Consider the following 20,702-nt stretch of genomic DNA (forward strand, 5'->3'; position numbering starts at 1 on the left):
TCCTGGCTGAGGAAACAATGCCAGAAAGATCTACTTATGCGGTGTCTGCCAGGTGGGGGAGCTTACGCTCTTGCTGGAGTAGCCCGCACTCGCACCTTGCGCGCCGCTGCCCTGGTTCTGCCATGACCAGCTGCTGCCCTGGTTGGTCGTCGGCGGCGTTTGTGTCTTGGCGCCGTCCTTGCCGTCGCTGCCGCCGGCGGCATAACCGCCCGAGAGGCTGATGCCGGTGGCTTTGTAGTTGTTGGTATTGGTGATGTCGCTGACTGTCAGCGTGCCGGTCTGCAGGCGGTTGACGCCGGCATCCACCGCCGCCTGGGTGCTGGCGATCACGCCGCCCTTCAGATCGGTGTTGCCACCCACGCGCAGGTTGAAGCCGCCATCGCCGGCCTGGATGCCGCTCTGCTCGGTGACGCTGGCAAAGTCGCCATTGACCTTGTTGCTGCTGTAGCTGGCGCTGGCACTGAAGCCGATGCCGAAGGTGACGCTGCCGCCCACCGCCTTGTCCTTGCTGGCGTAGGTGCTGGTGTCCTGCAGGCTCTCGATGTTGAGGTTGCCGCCGATGTCGGCCAGCACCGTGTTGGCCGAGAGCACCGCGCCTTTCAGGGTGGTGTCGTTGCCGCTGATCAGGGTGGCGGTGTTGCCTGCCGACAGCTGGCTGTTGCGCTGGGTGACATCCATACCATCGGCCTTGCCGCGCGATCCGCTGGCACTGGCGGTCACGCCGGCGGCAAAGCCGTCTGCGCCATAAGTGATCGCCACGCCAACGGCTGCACTCTTGCTCTTGCTGGTGCTGTGTTGCTCGAACGTGTCCTGGGCCGCTTCCAAGGTGATGTTGTTGTCCGCAGCCAGCAGCAGGTTGTTGCCGGCCTTGATGTTGCTGCCGCGCACCAGGATGTTGCTGTCTTCGCCACCCCCGGTGGCGATCAGGTTGACGTTGCCGCCGGCCTGCAGGGTGGAGCCCTTGGAGGTGGCGCTGCGCTGCTTGGTCTCGCTCTCGCTCTGGCTGCCGCCCACGGTGACGGCGATGCTGACATTGGCCGCTTGTGCGGTACAGCGTGTAGGCCAGGTTGGTGATATCGGCGTTGTGGGTGAGCCCGCTGATGCCCAGGTCGCCGCCGGCCGCGATGCGTGCGTATTCGTTACGCAAGGCATCGGTGCCGATGCGCATTGCACCGCCGGCATGGATCACGGCTTCCGGACCCGCGCCCGGCTGCAGCACGTCTTCGACGATGGTGCGGGTGGCCATGCGATAGCGTTCGTTGTCGCCCAGCTCACCGCCGCCGGTGCCCTGCGGATTCAGCAGGATGTGATCGGGATCGGTATAGGCCCACTGCGCCCACAGCTGCACGCAGTTGGTGGTGCAGGTGCCGTAGGCGTTGGAATACCGGAGCGTGTCGCTGGCATAGTGAAACGCGGGCGAGCCGGGTTGGAGTTGCGACACCTCGACGAACGGATCGTCAGCGCCGACGGCCACTTGATCGGGGTTGGCCTGGTTGTCCTGGCGTCCGATGTAGTAGAGGGTCAGCGTGCCCGATTGCGGGTTCAGGCGCGAGCGCTGGCCGGTGGCACTGTACAAGGCGCCGCGTTCAAAAAAATAGGCGCTGGTCTGTGGAGTGACGCGGATGACCGCGCGCCGCACGTGATACCCATCCGGGGTGATGTAGGGACTGTCTTCCAGGATGTCATCAGGGTTGAGGTAGTAGATCTCGCTGGCGCTGTAATGGCTGGTGGAGCGGATATCGGACCTGCCGTTCGGGCCATTGTTGCGCCAGCTCGGCTGATCCAGGCGCACCGGTGCCAATGTAGTGGTGGTCTGGGTGACCACGACGTTCTGGCGGATGTTGTTGATGGTGGTGGCGTGTAGATCGAGATCGCCGGCTACCTCGATGGTGGAACCGAGGTTGTCGATCTGACGCGCGATGCCGGTGGCCAGGCGATTGCCATCCAGCGTGCCACCGATGGCAGCGTCGCCATCGCTATAGATCAAGCCACGATCGGTATTGCTGAGCTGGCCGACGCCCAGGTCCAAGCGGTCGCGCGCCGCCACGGTGGCGACACGGGTGACGCCGGCGATGGTTTCGGCACGGTTGAGCAAGTTGCCTGCGGCAATCGCAACGTGGTCGCCGTAAATGCGCCCGGTGCCCACGTTGTCCAGCGTGGCTGCTTGCAGATGGGTGAGGCCACCGTCGATCAGGCCGCGGTTGACCAACTGGCCGCCGGTCGCAATGTGGGTAATGCCTTGGCTGGTGATCTGCCCGTTGACGGCGTTGTCGACGTTGCGTGCCGCAAGATCGATGTTGCCGGCACGCAGGACGCCCTGATTGGCGATGTCGCCGTCGGTATGGATGGCGAGCGTGCCATTGGCGATCATTTCGCCGGTGTTGGTCAGGCCCTCGCGCAGGGTCAGGGTGAGATCGCTCTGCGACTGGACCTGTCCATCGCCGCTCAGGTTGCGCGCGGTGAGGCTCTGGTTGCCGTCCGAGCGCAGCAGCCCTGCGGTATTGGCAACCGCATCGGCACGCATGTCCAAGCTGCCGCCAGACGAAATCTGGCCGCCGGTATTGTTGAGCGAGGTGGTCACCTGCAAATTGCCTGCGCCGTCGGTGACGACTTGTCCCTGACGGTTGTCCAGCGCCTGCGTTTGCAACTGCAGCTGGCCTGCTTGCAGGCCGAGCGGGTTTGCGCCGTTGCGCGTGTTGCGGTTGTCTACGCTGGATGCGTTCAAGGTCAACAAGCCGCCGGCAGCGACCAGGCCGCCCTGGTTGTCGAGCGCACCTGCCAACGTGAGGTTGACGGCCTGGCTGCCCTGCACTCGGCCGCCAGCGTTGTTCAGCGCCGCTGCGGTGAGGGCAAGGTTGCCTGCCGCACTCAATACACCGGCGCCGCTGTTATCGACACTGCTCACAGCTACGCGTGCATCGCCTTGGGCGAACACCGCGCCGCCGCGATTGTCCAGCGCGCCGCCGTCCACCTGCAGGCCTCCGCCAGCCAGGATGCCGCCATTGGCACCTGAACCGGTGTTGGTGATGGATTGGCCATTGGTCTGCAGCAGCAATGCAGCCTTCGATTGCAGTCGCCCGCCTGCGTTATTGAGCGCTCCGCTGCGCACATCGAGTGCGCCGACTTGGCTGCCAATGGTGCCGCTGGTGTTGTCCAGCTGCTGTGCCCGCGTGTCGACCACGACGTTACCGCCGATGATGTTGCCGGCGCGGTTGGACAGACCGGCGCTTTCCAGACGCAAGGCATTGGTGGCCTGGATGGCGCCATTGTTGTTGCCGATCGCAGTGTCGGTGATTACCGAGAGGTCGGTGCCTGCAACGACGGTGCCTGCTGTGTTGTCGAGTGTGCCGGCCTCAAGCTCCAGCTTTCCAACGCTGGACACCACGCCTTGAGCGCGGTTATCGAGCACGCCGTCCACGTCCAGCTGCAACACGCCACCGGCCGCATGCAAGGTGCCGGCCTGGTTGTCGACGCTGGCGGCGGTGATGCGCCCGTCGCCGCCAAGCAGGATCTTGCCTTGCTGGTTCTGCAGCGCCCGCGCAATGGTCAGCGACGACTGCCCGCTGCCGGCAGCCTGCACCGTGCCTTGGGTGTTGATGAGATTCTGCGTGTCCAGCGCCAACAGCCCGTTGCCGCCAATGGTGCCGCCGCGATTGTTCAGCGTGCCGGAGACGTCGAGTTTGAGGAGCTGGTCTCCGCTGGCCGACAGTTGCCCGCCCGCCGTGGTGAGGTTGCCGGTGGCGACCATGATGGTGCGTGCCGAGGTGCTGGCATTGGTCAGGTCGGTGTTCTGCCCGGTCACGCGCAGCGTGCCGTTGCTGATGATCTTGCCGCCAGTGCCGGCGAGTGTCTGCGCGGCGATCTGCAGTTGCCCGATGCCAGCATGTTGGATGGTGCCTAGCGTGTTGTCGAGCAGGGTGCTGCTCAGCAACAGGTCGCCATTGCCGGCAAGTGTGCCGCCCGCGTTGTTCAACGCGTTGGCCTGGACACTGCTGGCGCCGGTGCCGCTGGCGACGATGCGCCCGCCGCGGTTGTCCAGTGTTTGCACCTGCAGATCCATGCGATCGGCGCCGATGGTGGCTTCACGGTGGTCGACATCGGTTGCTGTCAAGGACAGCGCACCGCTGCTGGCGATGGTGCCTTTGCTGCCATCCACACGGCCGGCGACGATGTCCATGCCTTGCGTGCCGGAGTGGCTGAGCGTGCCTTGCTGGTTGATGAGATGGTCTGCGCCAACGTACAAGGTCGCGCTGTTGCTGGCGATGCGACCACCGGTATTGTCCAGTTGCCCGGTGACATCGAGACGGCTGTCGGCGGTGCCGGCGGCACTGAGCGTACCGGTGCGGTTGGAGAGGGCGCCTGCTTGCAACGCGAGCGCGCCATTACCGGCGATGGTGCCGCCGTCGTTATCCAATGCACCAGTGACATGCAGATGCATAATGTCGTTGCCGGTGGCGCTCAGAATGCCGCCGGCGGTACGCAAACTATCCGCGCTGATGTCGATACGCTGCGCCTGCGTGGTGCTGCCGAGGCCTAGATCGAGCGCGCCGCCGCGCAGTTGCAAGTTGCCCAGGCTGAGCACCTTGCCGCCAGCGCCTTGTAGCGCATCGGCCGTTACGGTCAGTGCACCGCTGCCGGCATGCTCGATGGCGCCGGCACGGTTATCCAGTGTGGATGCGCTGACGTTGAGGTCACCGCTGGTCGCGAGGCGGCCACCTTGGCTGTTGTCCAACACGGTGGCTGCACGGACCTGCAGCGCCGCGCCGTTGGCTGCGAGAATATTTCCGCCGCGATTGAGTAGGCTGCCAGCCTGCAGCAGGACTGCAGCATTGCCGGAGATGGTGCCGGCGCTGTTGTCCAGGGTGCCGCCCACGGTCACGCTTGCGGCCTGGCTACCTGCTGCCAGGACCGAGCCACCCTGATTGCCAAACGATCCAGCGTTGATGGTGATGCCGGCATTGCTGGCAAGGCTGCCGGCACGGTTGTCCAGGTGATCGCGCACGCTCAACAGCAAGGCCTGATTGCCCTGCGAGACGAGGCTGCCGCCGGCGGTGCTGAGCGCATTGGCGTCGATGCGGATCTGCTGTGCAGAGGTGCTGCCTGCGGCGAGATCGATGTTGCCGCCTGTCACCGTCAATTCGCCGTTGCTGATCAGACGGCCACCGCGTCCTTCAAGCGCGTCGGCAGCGATGCTCAGCAGGCCGGTGCCGGCGTGTTGAATCTGGCCACCGGCATTGCCGAGCGTGCCGGCGCGCAGGGTCAGATCGCCATTGCTGGCGATGCTGCCGTTATCGCCATTGTCCAGACGACCGGCAACCTGCAGCGTAGCGGCCTGTGGCCCGGTCGACAGCAGCGCGCCGCCGCGGTTATCGAACGTGTCGGCCTGCAAGGTTAGCTGCGTGGCGCTCACTGCAGCATTGCGATGATCCACCGTACCCGCGCGCCAGGTGAGCGCGCCCAAGGTAGCGATGCTGCCACCGGCGCCGGACCAGTCTTGCGCGGCCAGTGTCAGCCCCTGCGTGCCCGCGTGCTCGATGCGGCCGGCCGCGTTGACGACACTCTGCGCATCGAGCTGCAGTGCTGCGGCATTGCTGGCGAGCACGCCCTGCGTGTTGTCCAGTAAGCCACGCACCTGCATGGCCAGGGCGCCAACACCGCTATGACGCAACTCGCCACTGCGATTGCTTAACGACTGCGTGTCCAATCGCAATGCATTTGCCACGCTGAGACGGCCGGCATCGTTCACCAATGCGCCAAGCTGCAGATCTGCGTCGCCATAGACATTGAGCGTGCCGGCACGGTTGAGCAGATCGCCGCGTGCGCTCAGTGCGGCCACGCCGAGCCGGCCGCCGCTGTTGTCCAGGCCATTGGCCGCCGACAGCGACACGTCGCCGCCCGCGGTGATGCGACCGCCATCGTTGTCCAGAAGACCTGCGATCGTCAGCGCGCCAGCCGCCAGCGGTGCAACTATTGGAGCCTGGCCGCTTGAAGGAGGCGTGACGCTGCCGCTTCCTCCATTGCTACCGTTATTATCGAGCGTTCCGTTTCCGGTGTTGCCGCCTGTTCCGGGTGTTGTCCCGCCACTGGTCGGCACAGTGGCAACCGCACCAAGGCTGCCGTCTGCGCGGTTGGTGACGCTGCCAGCAGTCATACCCAGCGCCTGGAGACCGGTTTGCTCGATGTTGCCGCCCTGGTTGCGTGCCGATGACGCATCGACCTGCAGCCGCTGCGCATTCAAGGTGCCGCCACTGTTGTCCAGATCGGCTGGCGTGGTGAGGTGCAACTCGCGCTTGGCACTGAGCGTGCCGGCGTTGGCGATGCCGCCACTGGCCGCGACGCGGGTGTCCTGCTGCGACTGCAATGTGCCGGTATTTTCAAGCCGTCCGTCGACCGTGACTTCCAATTCGCCGGCGCGCGCGCCGATGTTGCCGGCGTTGCGCACGCCGACGCCATTTTCATTGCCGACCAGCCAGATCTTGTTGGCGAACATGCCGCCAAGCGCGCCCACATCTAGTGCGAAAGTGGGGGCCGGGCCGCTGGCAGCCTGCGGCGTGACACGGGCCTGGTCTGCACTGACCACGTTGTTGCCCAGGCTTGCCTGCAGCTGGTTGGCCCAGATGCCGGCATTGACCTGCAGCGAGCGGGTGATTAGATCGGTGTAGTCTGCACTGCTGGTATCCAGGCCAGCACCAGCGACCTGGATGGAGCCGCCATTAACTCGATAACCTTCCAGCGCGCCGTTGGACAGGATCGGCGTGCCGGTGGTCAGCGTCACCCGGCTGGCGTTGAGGAATCCGCCGCCATCGACCTGGATGCCGGCAGGATTGGCGATGATCACCTCGGCACGCTGGCCGGCGACTTCGACATAGCCATTGAGTCGACTGGCCGGCCCATTGACCTCGTTGAGGATGACCCGCGCGCTGCCGGTGGCCAGCCACGGATTGCCCTGCACCCAGCCGCCCAATTGGGTCTGGGTCTGACTGCGGGCGTTGTTGAGAATGGCCCCTTCGCGGCCCACATCGAACTGCGAGTAGCGGTTGCGCGAGATGCCTGCGGCAGAGGGCGTGGTGATGTTGACCAGCGGCACGCCGTTGGGCGCGGTCATGACCGTCGGGCGCTCGCTTCCGGGCGCTGCGGGATCGGCGACGATGCGCCCAGCCGACTGCGCCTGTGCGGCGCCGACCAGGCTGACAAAGCCGAGCGCGCAGAGCATGGCGAAGCGCAGCGGTGCGATCGTGGCGTGATGCGCGCGGGGAGCACTGGCACCTGTACTGCCAGCTGGAGCACGTACCAGCTCCGACGCCACTTGCCAGACGCGCAGTGCGCGGTTGAAGACCAGACGGTAGACGCGATTCATGTCACTAATCCTTGTGGATGTTAATAACGCCAGGACAGGCTGAAGCCGAAGGTGGTGTAGTCGGTCGGGAAATTGGCCGGTTTTTCGAGTGCGGACCCTACAAAGGTGTCCAGCGAAAAATGCTGCCAGCCACCGCGCAGGCCCAGACTCATGCCGGCCAAGTAATCGCCGGCCTGAAAGCGCGTGGATTGACCGCCGATGTGCCCGTAATCGGCACCCAGATACGCCTCCAGACCGCCGCCGACCGCCAGGCCGATGTCATTGCGGAGTGACCAGCCGCGATCACCGCTCAAGGTCGTCTCGCCATCGAAACCACGCACGGTGAAGCGCCCGCCGATCGCGAAGCTATCCTGCGGTGCCATCGGTGTGCGATTCCATTGCGCGCGCCAGGACGCGCTGTAGCGCAGGCGCTGATTGCCAAGCTGAAACGGCACTGTCAGCTGTGCATCGGCCACGATGAGCTTGATACGCGAGGTGCCCTCCAGCGGGATCGACGGATCGAACGCGTGGGCGAGTTCTTCCGGAGCGCGTAAAGCGTTGAATGCACCGGTGCCGCGCCGATAAGCCAGGCTGGCGTCTAACGTGATCTTGCCGAGAAACTGGCGATGGTTCAGGCCCAACTCCCAACCGGCGGTGCGGCGCCGTTGCACCTGGATCTCGGTATCGTCGATTGCGCTCGTCGACTGCCGCCACCAACCGCGGCCATAGGCCCCCAACTTGATGGCCGCGTTGCGGAACAACAGGCGGTCGATGCGCGCTTCTGCATTGCGGCTACGCCCGCTGTAATCGTAGGTTTCGATGGCACCGGCAACGGTCTGGCTGTAATCGTAGGAACTTGCAGTCGCGCCGAACAACCAATAGCCGTATGGAATGTCGTAGTGCACGGTCCAGCTGTCGGTGTCTTTGCCGGCGCCGTTGAACACGCCTTTGCCGACGCTGACGTAGAACAACTCGTTGAGACCGAGCGGATTATCCAGCGAGAGCGTGCCGTTGGCCTGCAGTTTGCCGGTCGCATCGCTACCGGCATCGTCCAGGCTCAGGCTGGCGCGGATGCGTGAACGTTGCTGCCAGGCGATGGCCAGATCGCTGTCGCCTGGCCCTGTGCCGCTACCTGCGGCGGGCGCAATCTGGATATCTGCGGTGACCGTCGGCACGCGCTGGAAGTTTTCCAGGCCTTGCTCGATGTCGCGCAGGTTGAGCAGCTCACCACGACGTGCTGGCACTGCATTGGCAATCGCTGCACGCGCCGAGTCAGGCGCGCTGAAGCGCGCGGTGTGCAGACGCCCTGGTACCAGCGACAGCGTCAGCGTGCCGCCGGTGAGGTCCTGCGGGGCCGCCAGTACCCGCGTGGTGACGTAGCCGCGCGCAATCACCGCGTTCTGAACCCGCTTCATCACCAGATTGATGCCGTCGGTGCCGAGACAGTGCCCGGTTGCCGGATCATCCTTGGTGTTGGCCGAGGTCAACGCCCAACGAAAGTCGTCCGCGCCGGGACCATCAAGCACGATGCGCTCGATCAGGAAACAGGGCGTTTCGTTTTTGGGCAAACGTTCGATGCCGTCGTCTGGGGCACGTTCGAGGCGCACGTCCGGCCGCGCTTCCTGTTGTTCACGCAAGACGCGCTCACGTTCCTGCTGGCGCAATAGTTCTTGCGCTGCAGGGTCATTGATCTGTTGAGCCGAGACCTGTTGTGTGGCGCCCGCGATAAGCACAGCACACCACGTGGCGCGCAAGCGCACCTTTCCCTTTATGCCGCTATCCATTTGTAAATGACCGCCTGACTCGTAACAGCTATCAGCGACGCTGACGCGCCACCCCTAACGATATTTTAATGGGCAGGACCCGCTGTGGCTGTAGGGGGAATCCCTACGTGCTGGCCAGAAAGAACTGGTTCCAGTCGATGAACGACAGAGGATGTATGTCCCTAAGGGTGCAACAAGCGCGGTTTATATTTAGAAATATACCGAGATTAAAAAAGAGGTCGGGGTTCTAAGTAAATTAGAAGCCTTTTTAAAAAAGCCATAGAGATAATTTTTATTTTTGGTGCAGCAACTTGAAGGGACTACGACGGTGAAAGCAGAGGCTGCCGGACCCCAGCTCGAAGATGTTGCGTCCTTGGAATGAACGCCGCGCGTGCAGCGCCTGAGCGTCGTGGCTTCTTGTGTAACGTCACGGCTTGTTGAGTCGAGTGGTATCAGCCCGTGCAGCAGCCGATGTCGTCGCTTACATCGTGTCTGTCGTCACTGCTGGGCGCAGGAAGTGCTATGGGGCGCGCACCGGCATGTGGAGGTATGGCTGCCATGCGCATCCAAGAAACATCGCTGAGCCCGCAGCCACAGTCTGCATCGCCACCTGATTCAACGTGCACCAATGCAGTGCTTGCACGACATGCTTGCGGTGGCGCTTGTCACGCGACGGTGCATGCGATGGCTGGCGGCAAGCCTTCGTGCTCTGCTGACGCCACCACAGCCGCGCTTGTTTGATTTTCGTCAATTCCACCGACACATGAAATTCGCAGTGGGGATGTTTGACTGCATCGGTCAAGAATCGTTGCGGAGTTGCGCATGAGTGCAGTCACGGGTGGCAAGGGCGGTCGGGTGTCTTGCCGGCAAGCGGCAATACGGCAAGGTTCGGTACATGTAGGTGGTGCGGCGTGTAGCGAGCGGGGGCTTGCGTCACTGCTACATGACAAGCGTGCGCTGGCTTGCCACGTAACGGTGCGCTTGCGCGCCGCTGCCTGCTGAGGGGGCGCCATGCGGATCTGTGTTCTCAACGAAGCAACCAAGACATCTACCGGGCTGGAGCAGCGCTGCGTGGCGGCGCGTGAGGCTGGCTGCGATTACGTGGTAATGCCGGCGCCCTTCGAGCGCGACGCGGAAGGTCGCTTAGTCGAGCCCTCGGCTGGCGCCGATACGCATGCCGAGCGCCTGCAGGAGGCGGTGCAGGCGGCGCGGCGTGCAGGCGTGAAGCTGTTGATCGATGTGCGTCTAGACGAAGTCGGGGGTGCCAGCGCAGTGGTGCGCGACAACCCGCAGTGGTTCCGGGCGCGTAGCACGGCGGTGCCGGATCCGCGTCAGCCGCGTGCCACGCCGGAAGTGGCGGAGGCCCGTTTCGCCTATGCGCAAGAAGGTGCGGCGCTGGTGGAGTGGTGGAGCGCGCGCTTGTTGGAGTGGGTCGGGCAGGGCGTCGGTGGTTTCCGTCTGTTGCAGCCGCAGCAGGTGCCGGTGCAGCGGTGGCGCGAGTTGATCGCTCTGGTGCATGCACAGGCGCCGGAGGTGGTATTTGCCGCGTGGACGCCAGGATTGGGGCTGGAGGCGTTGCAGCAGCTGGCCGGTGCCGGGTTCGACGCGGCGTTCTCGTCGCTCGCCTGGTGGGACGGCCGCGGCAGCTGGTTCTTCGACGAAGACACCGCGTTGCGTGCGCTGGGGAGTCAGGTCGTTGCGGTGCTGGATGCGCCCGACGGCAAGCGTGCTGCAGCGCCGGAGCAGCATTGGCAACTGGCGTTGGCGCTGGGCGGTGCCTGGTTGCTGGACGATGCGCAGTTGGATGCATTGCCGCTGTCGATGCGCGCAACCGATGGCCTGCCCACCAGCAATGCCGGCATGCGGCTTCGCCCCCTGCTGCGTGAGGCGACCGGGCTCACTGCCGTGGCAGTCGAGCCGCTGGGTGGCTTGCCCTCCTTGTTATTTATCAATGGCGCCACGCGCCACGTGGTGCCGGTGCCGGCCTCTGATTTGCTGCGGCTGCTCGGCGATGCTGAAGCCTTGGTGGCCCAAGACGGGCGCAGCCTGTCCGGCGCCACGCTGGATGCGCTGGAGCCGGGCGAGGTGCGCGTGTACCGCAGCGTGCCGGCGCGGCATGTGCTGGCGGTGCCACGCATGCGCCCGCGCGCGCAGACGGCCGGTGCCTGGCCGCGTGTGTGCATCGAGTCGGTCACGCCGTCGGTGGATAACGGCCGTTTTCCGGTCAAGCGCACCGTGGGCGACCGCATCTGCGTGGAGGCTGACGCGTTTTGCGATGGTCACGACCGCATTGCGGTGGCGGTGCTGTGGCGCCCGGCCGATGCCAAGACCTGGGCCAGCGCGCCGATGCGTGCGCTGGGCAACGACCGCTGGCGTACCGAGTTCCCGTTGGAGCGCATCGGCACCTATGAATTCCGTGTCGAGGCTTGGCGCGATGTCTTTGCCACCTTGCATGCGGATCTGGAAAAGAAGCGCGCCGCCAATACGGTGTTGCCGGTCGATGTGCAGGAAGCGGTCGCGGTCGTGCAGGCCGCCCAGGCACGCAGCGAGGGCACGCTCGCTGAGCGCTTGCAATCAATACTTACACGCATCGGTGCGCAGAGTGAACCCTTGCAGCAGCTGGCCATCGTGCTGGAGCCGGACACCGCGCAGGCAATGGCGCTGGCCGACGACAAGCCGTTCCGCTCTGAATATCCGGTCACCTTCCGGGTCGAATCGGAACGCCGCGCGGCGCACTTCGCCAGTTGGTACGAGTTGTTTCCGCGCTCGCAGAGCGGTGATGTCAACCGGCATGGCACCTTTGACGATGTGATCAAACGGCTGTCGCATATCCGCGCGATGAACTTCGACGTGTTGTACATGCCACCGATCCACCCGATCGGTTTGAACAACCGCAAGGGCCGCAATAATTCGGTCACGGCGGTGGAGGGCGAGCCGGGCAGCCCATACGCGATTGGCGCAACCGATGGCGGTCATACCGAAGTCCATGCCGAACTCGGTGGGCTGGAAGGTTTCCGTCGTTTGATCCAGGCAGCACGCGCGCAGGGACTGGAGGTGGCGCTGGATTTTGCGATTCAGTGCGCGCCGGACCATCCGTGGTTGAAGGAACACAAAGACTGGTTCACCTGGCGCGCGGATGGCTCGATTCCGTACGCAGAAAACCCGCCCAAGAAATACCAGGACATCGTCAACGTCGATTTTTACGCCAGCGGCGCGGTGCCGGATTTGTGGAACACACTGCGCGACGCAGTGCTGTTCTGGGTCAATGAAGGCGTCACGCTGTTCCGCGTCGATAACCCGCACACCAAGCCGTTCCCGTTCTGGGAGTGGCTGATTGCCGATGTGCGCGGGCGCCGCCCGGACGTGGTGTTCCTTTCGGAAGCCTTTACCCGGCCGAAGATGATGTACCGCCTGGCCAAGTGCGGTTTTTCGCAGTCGTACACCTATTTCACCTGGCGCAACCACAAGCACGAGCTGCAGGCGTACGTGGAGGAGTTGAACGAAGGCGTGCCGCGCGAATGTTTCCGCCCGCATTTCTTCGTCAATACGCCGGATATCAATCCGCTGTTCCTGCAGACCAATGGGCGTAACGGGCACCTGATCCGCGCGGCACTGGCGACCACGCTCTCAGGCTTGTGGGGCATGTATCAGGGCTTCGAACTGTGCGAAGCCACGCCGTTGGCGCCTGGCAAGGAAGAGTATCTGGACTCGGAAAAATTCCAGTTACGTGCCTGGCCTGAGCGTGCGCCCGGCGACATCGTCGACGAGATCACCCGCTTCAATCAGCTGCGCCGCATGCATCCAGAGCTGCAGTCGCACCTGGGCACGCGCTTCTACCAGGCGCATAACGACCAGGTGCTGTATTACGGCAAGTTCGTGGATGCCGGCTACCTGTCGCGTAGCCGCAGCATGGTGTTGGTGGCAATCAATCTTGACCCGCATGCCGGGCAGGACGCCGATATCGAAATCCCGTTGTGGGAACTGGGCCTGCCCGATCACGCCAGCGTTGCCGTGGACGATCTGTGGGACGGGCACCGCTTCGAGTGGCATGGCAAGAATCAACACATCCGTCTAGAGGCAACGCGACCGTTCGCGTTATGGCGCATCCGCGCAGGAGAGGTCGCATGAATGCAGTGGCATCGTTACAAGCCGACGCGGAGCAATCCGCTGTGGTCGCCGACCAGCTTTGGTACAAGGACGCGATCATTTACCAAGTGCACGTCAAGTCGTTCTTCGACTCCAACGACGATGGCATCGGCGATTTTCCGGGGCTGATTTCCAAGTTGGATTACATCGCCGAACTCGGCGTGGACACCATCTGGTTGCTGCCGTTTTACCCCAGCCCGCGCCGTGACGACGGCTACGACATTGCCGAATATATGGCGGTGCATCCGGATTACGGCAGCATCGAAGATTTCGAGCAATTGGTGGCGCAGGCGCATGCACGTGGCATCCGCATAGTCACCGAACTGGTAATCAACCACACCTCCGATCAGCATCCGTGGTTTCAGCGAGCACGCAACGCGCCGGCCGGCTCGCCCGAGCGAGACTTCTACGTGTGGTCGGACACCGACCAGGAATACGAAGGCACGCGGATCATTTTCTGCGATACCGAAAAATCCAACTGGACCTGGGACCCGGTGGCTGGGCAGTACTTCTGGCATCGTTTCTATTCGCATCAGCCGGATCTGAACTTCGACAACCCGGCAGTGCTGGAAGCAGTGTTGGAGGTGATGCGCTTCTGGCTGGATCGCGGTGTCGACGGCCTGCGTCTGGACGCAGTGCCGTACTTGATCGAACGTTCCGGCACCTCCAACGAAAACCTGCCGGAAACGCACGCGATTTTGCGCAAGATCCGCGCCACCCTGGATGCCGAGTACCCGGACCGCATGCTGCTGGCCGAAGCCAACATGTGGCCGGAAGACACCCAGCAATACTTCGGCCAGAACGCCGACGAATGCCACATGGCGTTCCACTTCCCGCTGATGCCGCGCATGTACATGGCGATCGCGCGCGAAGACCGCTTTCCCATCACCGACATCATGCGGCAGACCCCGGAGATTCCGGGGAGTTGCCAGTGGGCAATCTTCCTGCGCAACCATGATGAGTTGACGCTGGAAATGGTCACCGATTCGGAACGCGATTATCTGTGGCAGACCTACGCCGCCGATCGCCGCGCGCGTATCAATCTCGGCATTCGGCGGCGCCTGGCGCCGCTGCTTGAGCGCGACCGCCGCCGTATCGAGTTGATGACCTCGTTGCTGCTGACCATGCCCGGCACGCCGGTGCTGTATTACGGCGACGAAATCGGTATGGGCGACAACATCCATCTGGGCGACCGCGATGGTGTGCGCACGCCGATGCAGTGGTCGATCGATCGCAACGGCGGTTTCTCGCGCGCCGATCCCGCACAACTGGTGCTGCCGCCAGTGATGGACCCGCTGTACGGCTTCCAGGCGGTGAATGTGGAAGCGCAGATCCGCGACCAGCATTCGCTGCTGACCTGGACCCGCCGCGTGCTCAGCGTGCGCAAGCGCTACCAGGCCTTCGGCCGTGGCGCGCTGCGCTTTCTGTACCCCGGCAACCGCCGCATGCTGGCCTACCTGCGCTGCTATCAGGACGAAACCGTGCTGTGCGTGGCCAACCTCTCGCACACGCTGCAGGCGGTGGAGCTGGATCTGTCCGAGTTCGAAGGCCGCGTGCCGGTGGACATCATCGGCGGTGGCAGCTTTCCGCCGATCGGCCGGTTGACCTACCTGCTCACGGTGCCGCCGTTCGGCTTCTATGCGTTCCAACTGGTGAGCGAAGGCACCTTGCCGGATTGGCATGTGCCTAGCCCGGTGCCGTTGCCGGACTACCGCACGCTGGTGCTGCGTAGCGATGCGGATGAAAGCGCCGCGCTGCTGCCGCATCTGCCTACCTTGGAAGGGGAAATTTTGCCGGCGTGGTTGTCGGCACGGCGCTGGTTCTCGGCCAAGGATCAGGCACTGCGCAGCGTGCGCATCGCGCGCCGCACACCGCTACCGGGCGATGAGCCGATGACGCTGCTGGAGTTGGAGGTGGAGCTGGAAGACGGCCGCCACGAGCGCTACATGCTGCCGGTGGGCATCGTGTGGGAACGCGAGCAGCCCAGCACGCTGGCCGAGCAGCTGGCGCTGGCGCGCGTGCGTCAAGGCCGCGAGGTGGGCTATCTCACCGATGCGTTCGCGCTCAAGGCCATGGTGCGCGGCGTGATCGATGCGTTGCGTAACAATGCAGCGCTGGACTTCCGCGATGGCGACGAGGCATCGCAACAAGGCCAGGTGCGTTTCGAAGCCACCCCGGCGCTGGCAACACTGGATATTCCGCAAGACCCGGAAATCCGCTGGTTGTCGGCCGAACAGAGCAACAGTTCGCTGGTGGTCGCCGACAAAGCCGTGTTCAAGCTGCTGCGGCATGTTGCCGTGGGCGCGAACCCGGAGATCGAGATCGGCCGTCGTTTGACCGAAATGGGCTACGCCAACGCCGCGCCGCTGCTGGGCAGCGTGAGCCGCGTGGATGGACAGGGCACGATCACGACCATCGCGTTGTTGCAGGGCTTTATCCGCAATCAAGGCGATGCCTGGCGTTGGACGCTGGATCATCTGGCGCGCAGCTTCGACGAATACGCCACCGCGCAGACCGACGAAGCGCGTGCCGAAGCCGTCGCTGGCTACGACGCGTTTGCCGCTGTGGTCGGCAAACGCCTGGCCGAGTTGCATGAAGCACTCTCGCGCGACACCGAGGATGCCGATTTCGCACCGCAACGGATCGACCTGCCTACCGCCAACGATGTGGTCGCCGGTGTGGGACGTCAGGTCGAAGAGATGTGGGATACCGTCAATGCACGCCTGGCCGGCAGCGAAGACAGCACTGAACGCGAGGCGCTGGAAGCAGTGCTGGCCGAGCGCCCGCAGCTGGATGCCTTGCTCGCCAAGGCGCCGAGTGTCTTGGCCGACTCGCTGCTCACGCGCGTGCATGGCGATTTCCATCTGGGCCAGATCCTGGTTGCCTTCGACGATGTGGTGCTGATCGACTTCGAAGGCGAGCCGGCCAAGCCGCTGGCCGAACGCCGCGCCAAGGCCAGCCCGCTGCGTGATGTGGCCGGCTTCCTGCGCTCGCTCGATTACGCCAGCGAAGTGTCGGCACGCGGCGAGGAGGGCACCGCCGCCCGTGCGGGCGTGGGTGTGGACACGCATCTGGACGAATTTCTGGTGCAGTTCCGCCGCCGCTCCACAGAGGCCTTCCTGGACGCTTACCATGCCGTGCTCGACGCCAGCGCCCATCCGTGGATTGCGCCGGCGGCGTTCAACGCAGCCACCTTGCTGTTCCTGGTGGAAAAGGCTTGCTACGAAGTGCGTTATGAGGCCGCTAATCGTCCGGGTTGGTTCATGGTGCCGATCGAAGGCTTGCGACGCATCCTGCAACGCGCACGCGCCGGTGCAGGGGACACATGATGAGTGGAGTAATGACAGCAGTGAGTAATCGATGGGATCCCGGCGTGGTACGCGCCCTGGCCGAGGCACGCCACGGCGATGCATTCGCCGTTTTGGGCGCACACCCAACTGACAGCGGGCGCGTCTTGCGCACCTATCTGCCTGGCGCCGAGCGCGTCAGTGCGGTGCTCGAGGACGGACAGGTGGTTCTGCTGGACGCCGGTCCCGAGCCGGGCCTGTTCTCCGGTGATTTGCCGGCGCAGGGCCGGTATCGGCTGCGCATCGGCTGGCCCGGTGGCGAGCAGGAGACTGCCGACCCGTACGCGTTCGGTCCGCAACTCAGCGACTTCGACCTGCATCTGATCAGCGAAGGCCACCATCTGCAGCTGGCCGACGCACTGGGCGCCAACGTGGTCGAGGTGGATGGCGTCCGCGGTACGCGGTTCGCGGTGTGGGCGCCGAATGCCTCACGCGTGGCGGTCGTGGGCGATTTCAATAGCTGGGATGCGCGGCGCCACCCGATGCGGCTGCGGCATCAGTCCGGCGTGTGGGAGTTGTTCGTGCCCGACGTCGGCCCCGGCGCGCATTACAAGTATCAGCTGCGTGGCCCGCATGGGCACGAGTTGCCGGCCAAGGCCGACCCGGTGGCCCGCCGCGCAGAGCTTGCGCCGGGTACTGCTTCCATTGTGGCCGATCCAACGCCGCACCAATGGAGCGACGACGGCTGGATGGCGACGCGTGCGCGGCGTCAGGCGCATGACGCACCGATGAGCATCTACGAGATGCATGCCGGCTCGTGGTTGCGCGAAGAAGGCGTGGATCTGGACTGGGATGGCCTGGCCGATCGCCTGATTCCGTATGTGGCCGATATGGGCTTTACGCATGTCGAGTTGATGCCGGTGACCGAGCATCCGTTCGGCGGCTCGTGGGGCTATCAGCCGCTGGGCTTGTTCGCGCCTACTGCGCGCTTCGGCACGCCCGATGGTTTCGCACGCTTTGTCGACCGCTGCCACCGCGAAGGCATCGGCGTCATCGTCGATTGGGTGCCGGCGCATTTTCCCACCGACGCGCACGGCCTGGCGCATTTCGACGGCACCGCGCTGTACGAACATGCCGACCCGCGCGAAGGCTTCCATCGCGACTGGAACACGCTGATCTACAACCATGGCCGCCGTGAGGTGTCCGGGTTCCTGATCGCCAGCGCGATGGAATTTCTGCAGCGCTACCACGTCGATGGTCTGCGCGTGGATGCGGTGGCTTCGATGCTGTATCGCGATTACAGCCGTAACGCCGGCGAGTGGGTGCCCAACATCCACGGCGGGCGCGAGAACTATGAGACCATCGCGTTCCTGCGCCGGCTCAATGAGGTGGTGCGCGAGCACACGCCTGGCGCAGTGATGATTGCCGAAGAATCCACCGCGTTTCCTGGCGTGACTGCCGATGTCGCGCATGGCGGTCTGGGCTTCCACTACAAGTGGAACATGGGCTGGATGCACGACACCCTGCATTACGCCGGGTTGGATCCGATCTATCGCCGTTACCACCATGGCGAACTGACTTTCAGCATGGTCTACGCGTATTCGGAGCGCTTCGTGTTACCGATTTCGCACGACGAAGTGGTGCACGGCAAGGGCTCCTTGCTCGGCCGCATGCCGGGCGACGATTGGCAGCGCTTCGCCAATCTGCGTGCGTATCTGGGTTTCATGTTCACCCATCCGGGCCGCAAGTTGCTGTTCATGGGTTGCGAGTTCGGCCAGCCAACTGAGTGGAACCATGACAGCGGTCTGCCATGGCACTTGTTGGACGACCCACGCCACCGCGGCGTGCAGACACTGGTACGCGATTTGAACCGGCTGTATGTCGAATACCCGGCACTGCATGTGCACGACGACGATCCGTCTGGGTTCGCGTGGGTGGTGGGCGACGATGCCGGCAACAGCGTGCTGGCATTCCTGCGCAAGGGCAAACGCGGCGATTCGCCGGTGCTGGTGGTGATCAACTTCACCCCAGTCGTGCAGCACGGCTATCGCATCGGCGTGCCACAAGGCGGCCAGTGGCGCGAGGTGTTCAATAGCGACGCCGGCATTTATGGCGGTGCGAACATGGGCAATGGCGGCATCGTCACCGCAGAGCCACAGTCCATGCACGGCCACGCGCACTCGGTGCCGCTGTTGTTGCCACCGCTGGGCGTCATCGTGCTCACGCCGTACGGCTGACGCGTCCTGCACATCCAACCGGGCAACTCGCCCGGTTGGATGCGGCAGCTAACTCATGCATCAAGCCATCGTTGGCAAGTTGCCTCATGCGCCCCGCATCGATTGCATACCGGGTGTCGTCATTCGACCATGACGAAGCTGATGTCTCCTGGTCGAGACGGTTGCAACAGGTCAGATGGTCGTGCTCAAACGAGATAATGGCGAGATGGGCACTGGCACGCGTATCGGGGTGATCTCCGACACGCATGGGCTGCTCCGGCCGCAGGCGCTTGCCGCGCTCGATGGTTGCACGCAGATCATCCATGCCGGCGATGTGGGCAAGCCCGACGTGCTTGAGGCGTTGCGTGCACTGGCACCGCTGCATGTCATCGCAGGCAATATCGACGACAAGCCCTGGGCCGCGGGTTTGCCGCAGACGCTGGATCTGCAGATCGATGGTGTGCGCATCCATGTGCTGCACGATCTGAAAACACTGGCGCCGCAGGTGCAGGCCGACGTCATCATCAGTGGTCATTCGCACAAGCCGCTGGTGCACGCGCGCAACGGGGTGCTGTACATCAATCCAGGCAGTGCCGGCCCACGCCGCTTCAGTCTGCCGATCAGCGTGGCCATGCTATGGCTGGGCGATGGTGTGCCACGCGCGCAATTGCAGCAGTTAGCGGTGGGCTGAGTCCGCTGACTTGGCATGCACACCGGCGGGGCCATGCTAGTGGACCACGTTGTTCCAAGGAATCGCCATGAATACACGTCGCCAATTTCTTTCCGCTGCCGCTGCCGGCACTGCGGCATTGGCCGCTGCGCCGTTGATGGCGCAATCGTCAGCACCTGGCAGCGTGATGCCGACGCGCGGAAAAACCGATGCGAGCGCATTGCCGACCAATCCCGTCCTCAAGGGCGAACGCTACCGGCCACGCAGTCGTCTTGGATTTGGTGGCGTTGCGATCGGTAACGGGTTTGCGCCAGCGAGCGACGCACAGGGTGAGCAGACATTGGCAGCCGTGTGGGAATCGGGCGTGCGCTATTTCGATACGTCGCCGTGGTACGGGCTGGGCTTGTCCGAGCGACGCACCGGCCATCATCTGCACACTCATCCGGCCGACGATTACGTGTTGTCGACCAAGGTCGGGCGCCTGCTCACCGCCACCGACAAACCGCCAAAGACGATGTGGCAGCAGCCCTCGCCATTCGACTATCGCTACGACTACAGCGCCTCCGGTGTGCGGCGCTCGATTGAAGATAGCCTGCAGCGTCTGGGCGTGTCGCAGATCGACATCGCGTACATCCACGACCTGTCACCGGAGAACGAAAAAGACCTGGGCATGCCGTGGGAGCAGCGTTTCGCCGAGGCAGTGAAGGGCGCCATGCCGGAGCTGACCAAGATGCGCAAGGAGGGCTTGATCAAGGCCTGGGGCTTTGGCGTCAATCGCCCGGAGCCGGCATTGCGGGCAATCGAAGAAGCCGACCCCGACATCTTCCTGCTGGCCTGCCAATACTCGCTGCTCGATCATGCGCAGGCGTTGCATGACACCTTCCCGAAGATCGCAAAACACGGTGCCTCGGTGGTGGTCGGTGCACCGTTGTTGGCTGGCTATCTGGCCGGGCGCGAGCGTTATCTCTACGACGGCACCATCCCGAAGTGGGCACCAGCCAAGCGGCAGAAAGCGCTGGCCATTTGCGACAGGCATGGTGTGGATCTCCGCACGGTGTCGCTGCAATTTGCCGCTGCGCCGCAGGTGGTGTCGGCCGTCATCCCCGGCGCGCGCACGGCCGAGCAGGCGCACGCCAATGCGGCGTCGATGCGGGTGGCCATTCCATCGGCAGTGTGGGAAGAGCTCAAGCGCGAAGGCGTGATCGAGGCAGATGCGCCGGTGCCTGCTGCGCGCTGACCTGTGAGGCCGCGCGCAGCCATGCAAGGTGTTCATGCATTGCCAAG

7 protein-coding genes and 1 pseudogene are annotated in these 20,702 nt (G+C 64.1%); 5 read left to right on the top strand and 3 right to left on the bottom strand.

The genetic code is table 11. The annotated features are described in order from the left end of the window. Window positions 1–30: 30 nt before the first annotated feature. The 3 genes and pseudogenes from KWO_RS22800 to KWO_RS00505 all read right to left on the bottom strand — a co-directional run bounded on the left by KWO_RS22800 (window position 31) and on the right by KWO_RS00505 (window position 9,120). Window positions 31–1,152, bottom strand: coding sequence for a hemagglutinin repeat-containing protein (locus KWO_RS22800; protein WP_227479747.1), 1,122 nt, complete (start codon window positions 1,150–1,152; stop codon window positions 31–33). Next, a pseudogene (locus tag KWO_RS00500) lies at window positions 1,043–7,357 on the bottom strand (two-partner secretion domain-containing protein); the annotation flags it as partial. The gene KWO_RS22800 and the pseudogene KWO_RS00500, both read right to left, overlap by 110 nt. Before the next feature lie 20 nt (window positions 7,358–7,377). Then, window positions 7,378–9,120 carry a ShlB/FhaC/HecB family hemolysin secretion/activation protein gene (locus KWO_RS00505; RefSeq protein WP_010379784.1) on the bottom strand — a complete coding sequence of 581 codons (1,743 nt, stop codon included), beginning with the start codon at window positions 9,118–9,120 and terminating at the stop codon, window positions 7,378–7,380. A gap of 990 nt (window positions 9,121–10,110) precedes the next feature. On the opposite strand from KWO_RS00505, the gene KWO_RS00515 reads away from it, so the two are divergent. The 5 genes from KWO_RS00515 to KWO_RS00535 all read left to right on the top strand — a co-directional run bounded on the left by KWO_RS00515 (window position 10,111) and on the right by KWO_RS00535 (window position 20,655). Then, window positions 10,111–13,227 carry a maltotransferase domain-containing protein gene (locus KWO_RS00515; protein WP_010379786.1) on the top strand — a complete coding sequence of 1,039 codons (3,117 nt, stop codon included), beginning with the start codon at window positions 10,111–10,113 and terminating at the stop codon, window positions 13,225–13,227. Further along, window positions 13,224–16,574 (top strand): maltose alpha-D-glucosyltransferase, encoded by a 3,351-nt coding sequence (treS, locus tag KWO_RS00520; RefSeq protein ID WP_010379787.1) that lies wholly within the window; start codon window positions 13,224–13,226, stop codon window positions 16,572–16,574. Before KWO_RS00515 ends, treS begins: the two co-directional genes overlap by 4 nt. An 11-nt stretch (window positions 16,575–16,585) precedes the next feature. Continuing rightward, window positions 16,586–18,769, top strand: coding sequence for a 1,4-alpha-glucan branching protein GlgB (glgB, locus tag KWO_RS00525; RefSeq protein ID WP_010379788.1), 2,184 nt, complete (start codon window positions 16,586–16,588; stop codon window positions 18,767–18,769). A gap of 175 nt (window positions 18,770–18,944) precedes the next feature. Next, window positions 18,945–19,439, top strand: coding sequence for a metallophosphoesterase family protein (locus KWO_RS00530; RefSeq protein ID WP_017113223.1), 495 nt, complete (start codon window positions 18,945–18,947; stop codon window positions 19,437–19,439). A gap of 67 nt (window positions 19,440–19,506) precedes the next feature. Next, window positions 19,507–20,655 (top strand): aldo/keto reductase, encoded by a 1,149-nt coding sequence (locus tag KWO_RS00535; RefSeq protein ID WP_010379790.1) that lies wholly within the window; start codon window positions 19,507–19,509, stop codon window positions 20,653–20,655. Window positions 20,656–20,702 lie beyond the last annotated feature (47 nt).

Origin of the sequence: Xanthomonas vasicola pv. musacearum NCPPB 4379 (assembly GCF_000277895.2) — a bacterium.
Lineage (GTDB): Bacteria > Pseudomonadota > Gammaproteobacteria > Xanthomonadales > Xanthomonadaceae > Xanthomonas > Xanthomonas vasicola.

Bases quoted from the DNA above. Each gene is read 5' to 3' on its own strand.
- KWO_RS22800 (WP_227479747.1), bottom strand. From the start codon at position 1,152: ATGCCTTGCGTAACGAATACGCACGCATCGCGGCCGGCGGCGACCTGG.
- KWO_RS00505 (WP_010379784.1), bottom strand. From the start codon at position 9,120: ATGGATAGCGGCATAAAGGGAAAGGTGCGCTTGCGCGCCACGTGGTGT.
- KWO_RS00515 (WP_010379786.1), top strand. From the start codon at position 10,111: ATGCGGATCTGTGTTCTCAACGAAGCAACCAAGACATCTACCGGGCTG.
- treS (WP_010379787.1), top strand. From the start codon at position 13,224: ATGAATGCAGTGGCATCGTTACAAGCCGACGCGGAGCAATCCGCTGTG.
- glgB (WP_010379788.1), top strand. From the start codon at position 16,586: ATGACAGCAGTGAGTAATCGATGGGATCCCGGCGTGGTACGCGCCCTG.
- KWO_RS00530 (WP_017113223.1), top strand. From the start codon at position 18,945: ATGGTCGTGCTCAAACGAGATAATGGCGAGATGGGCACTGGCACGCGT.
- KWO_RS00535 (WP_010379790.1), top strand. From the start codon at position 19,507: ATGAATACACGTCGCCAATTTCTTTCCGCTGCCGCTGCCGGCACTGCG.